Raw genomic sequence first — 2,915 nt, 5'->3', positions numbered from 1 at the left:
GCTCAAGAAAGAACCCGATCCGATGGAAGCTGGCCGCTCTCGGCGCTGTGGCCGCCATCGTTGCGGCCGCATGCTCCAGCATCGGCTCCGTGGAGCCGAACGCGTCCGGAGAGGTCGTGTTCACCCTCACCGACAACGCGATCTCGCCTTCGGTGGTCCGCGTGAAGCCGGGCCAGACCGTCCGGTTCATCATCAAGAACGAGGGCGCACACGTCCACGAGTTCATGATCGGACGCGACCCGATCCAGGGCAAGGACTACCTGACGGAACGTGTGTGGACACCCTGGGGTGGAGAGGACTTCTTCACCGGCCTCGAAGTCATGGTCGAAGGCGGGACACCCATGGGCTTCGAAGGCATGGAGATGGACATGGGCGACGGAGGGTCGATGCCGGATGAAGGCGATGAGGGCGGCATGGTGCTGCTCCAGCCCGGCACCCCCGGTTCGAGCGAATCGGGTGAGGTCTCCTTCATGGAGTTCACCGTCCCGGATGACGCCGTCGGAACGTGGGAGATCGGCTGCTTCCAGGAGGCCGGACAGCACTACGAAGATGGGATGCGTGCCACGCTCATCGTCGAAGCGTGATCGTTCCGGACTACCTCTTTGGATCAGCAGGAACGTCGGCGACGTCGATGACCTCCACTGGAACCGCCGTCGACCCACCTCGTCACGGCGTCGCGTGAGAGCGAGGTCATAGACGATGAAGCGGACGACTCGCGCGTCGACCGCTGCCTCGCGATCTCTGGTCGTGGCGGCGGTTCTTCGCCGTTGAGGAGAGCCTCTGCGGCATCGAGGCGCCAGAGCGCATCGTCGAGCTCGGCCACGAGTGCTCGGAGTCGGTACGTCGAAGCCGCGCCGTCGAGATCTTCGTCTACCGACACGAACGTCGATACTGCAGACTGGAAGTTCGCGTTGGCCTCCGATGACGATGAAAGACCAGGACGGCCCTCGACGTCGAGGATTCGGTTCGCCGTCTTGGCGAGCATCCCCTCGAGCTGCTCCGTCAGCGACGAGACATCGGCACGTTCGATCTTGTCCGCTCGGACACGTTCGGTACGGGCCTGGTAGACGCGGTATGCAACCACACCGGCAATGACCACGCCGGCGATCGCTATCAGGGGCACGACGTCACCGTTCCAGTTCCGTAGGAGGAAGTACCCACCGAAAACGATGACCATCATCGGGATCCGTCTCATGCGGCAATCGTAACCGAGGCGTCCAGGTACCCCGCCCTCCGCGGGGTACGCGTCAGGCTTCTCCGTCGATCCCTCGCGACGCCGGCCTCGCGACAATCGTTCTCCAGATGCCACTGCGCTCGACCTCGATGATCTCGAGACCGGCCGCCGCCACGTTGGCCTCGGTTCGCCGGTTCGCCCGAAATCCGAAGATCCGTCGGGTGACCATCGTGGCTATGTCTGCCAGACGGCCGAGGAACTCGTTGCGCGGGCGGACGTGCTCGAGAAGCAGGATTCGGCCATCCGGGCGAACGACTCTTCCCAGTTCGCTCAGGCCAGCGACAGGATCGGCGACCGAACAGAACACGCAAGTACCGACCGCCATGTCGAAGGTGTCGTCATCGAAGGGAAGGTCCTGGACGTCCGCCTCGACGAGGTCTGCCTCGGCGGGAAGGGTCTCGGCGCGCTGCCGTGCCTGCTCGAGCATCCCTGAGGACACGTCGATTCCGGTCACGTCGGCACCTTGGCGATAGTACGGCAGGTTCTTTCCCGTGCCGACACCGACCTCGAGTACCGAGCCGCGTGCATCATCGAGGAGTTCGCGGCGTCGCTTCTTGGTACCCATCCACTCCATCGGAGCGTCATAGATGTCGTAGATTCGCGCCATGCGGTTGTACCGCTTCGTGACCTCTGCCTGTTCGGCTGCTGTGTTGTCTGACGGAGAAGTGGTCACAGGCTCAGTGGCCGTGTCCCCCACAGCAACCCGAGCCGGCCGCGACCGGTTCGGCTGTGGCCTCGGCTTCGTGCCCACCGTGTTCGTGGTCCTCGCCGTGCTTGTTCCCGCAGCCACACTGGTGGCCCTCGTCTGCTGACTCCTCGAGACGGTCGGTGTACGCGTCGGGGTTCGCGAGGAAGGCCGTGCGACACCCTGGGGCACAGAACGCGACATCGTCGTGACCCTCTGCGCGCAGCGCTGTGTCGTCTACTGTCATCCCACAGACGGGATCGAGAAGCTTGGCCATGACGGAGACCTCCTGGGGTTCGTGTACTCGTCAGAGCCCAAGTATACCCCACCCCGGGTGGGGTCGACACGCTCCTGTACCGCTAGTCGAAGGCCTTGGCAGAGGCGATCGCGGCCTCGCTCAGTCGTCGTTCCCTGGGGTCGGTCGGCAGGTAGAAGTCGAGGCGGTTCATCCCATATGCGAATCCGAGTTGAAGGTCGGGGTCGGCGAATCCGAAAGACCCTCCGGCGCCCGGTGTTCCGAAAGCAGCCTTGCTCGAACCGAAGTCGTTTGCAGCCGACGGCTTGGAGAAGCCGAGGGAGTAGCTCGTGTCCATGTGCAGCACAAGATCCATCGTGCCACCCGGTGGGGGCACGGCCGGTGCCCTCAGCTCCCCCATCGTCTCGGGCGAGATACCGAGTTCACGACCGCCGGATGCGAAGACGCCGTATGCCCTGGCGATCGAGCGTACCTGACCGATTCCGTTGGAAGCAGGCAACTCGATTCTGCGCATCGCCCGCTCGTTGTAGCGGACCGGTGAGCCGAGAACCTTCGGGTTCGCGAACGTCCTCGCCGTGATGGTCTTGGGGTTGAGGAAGTCCTTGACGAACTTGCTCGGCAGCTTCGAGAGGTTGAACATCATCCTCGTGCGGTACCACCTGGCCTGGATCTCAGCGATTCTGGCGTTGGGAACGTCTTGCGGAAGGCCGATGTAGAACTCGAGATCAAGCGGGCCTGCG

4 protein-coding genes are annotated in these 2,915 nt (G+C 63.7%); 1 reads left to right on the top strand and 3 read right to left on the bottom strand.

Annotation, left to right across the window (positions count from 1 at the left end):
- On the top strand, window positions 1–584 hold a 584-nt coding region (locus GWP04_12585), incomplete at its 5' end, for a hypothetical protein (GenBank protein ID NIA26375.1).
- Window positions 585–607: 23 nt separating this feature from the next.
- On the opposite strand, the gene GWP04_12580 is transcribed toward GWP04_12585, so the two are convergent.
- The 3 genes from GWP04_12580 to GWP04_12570 all read right to left on the bottom strand — a co-directional run.
- Window positions 608–1,195 carry a hypothetical protein gene (locus GWP04_12580; protein NIA26374.1) on the bottom strand — a complete coding sequence of 196 codons (588 nt, stop codon included), beginning with the start codon at window positions 1,193–1,195 and terminating at the stop codon, window positions 608–610.
- Window positions 1,196–1,247: 52 nt separating this feature from the next.
- Entirely contained in the window at window positions 1,248–2,123 is an 876-nt protein-coding gene (locus GWP04_12575) for a methyltransferase domain-containing protein (protein NIA26373.1), read from the bottom strand.
- A 155-nt stretch (window positions 2,124–2,278) separates the two neighbouring features.
- Window positions 2,279–2,915: serine hydrolase (locus GWP04_12570; protein NIA26372.1), on the bottom strand; the 637-nt coding region annotated here is incomplete at its 5' end.

This window comes from Gammaproteobacteria bacterium, from assembly GCA_011682695.1.
In the GTDB taxonomy this organism is placed as follows: Bacteria; Actinomycetota; Acidimicrobiia; order Spongiisociales; family UBA4744; genus BMS3Bbin01.
The sequence above is the reverse complement of the archived record's forward strand: the minus strand, read 5'-3'. Positions and strand labels throughout refer to the sequence as shown.

What these genes read in the sequence shown, in the direction of transcription:
- GWP04_12580 (NIA26374.1), bottom strand. Translation starts at nt 1,195, where the DNA reads ATGAGACGGATCCCGATGATGGTCATCGTTTTCGGTGGGTACTTCCTC.
- GWP04_12575 (NIA26373.1), bottom strand. Translation starts at nt 2,123, where the DNA reads ATGTCGCGTTCTGTGCCCCAGGGTGTCGCACGGCCTTCCTCGCGAACC.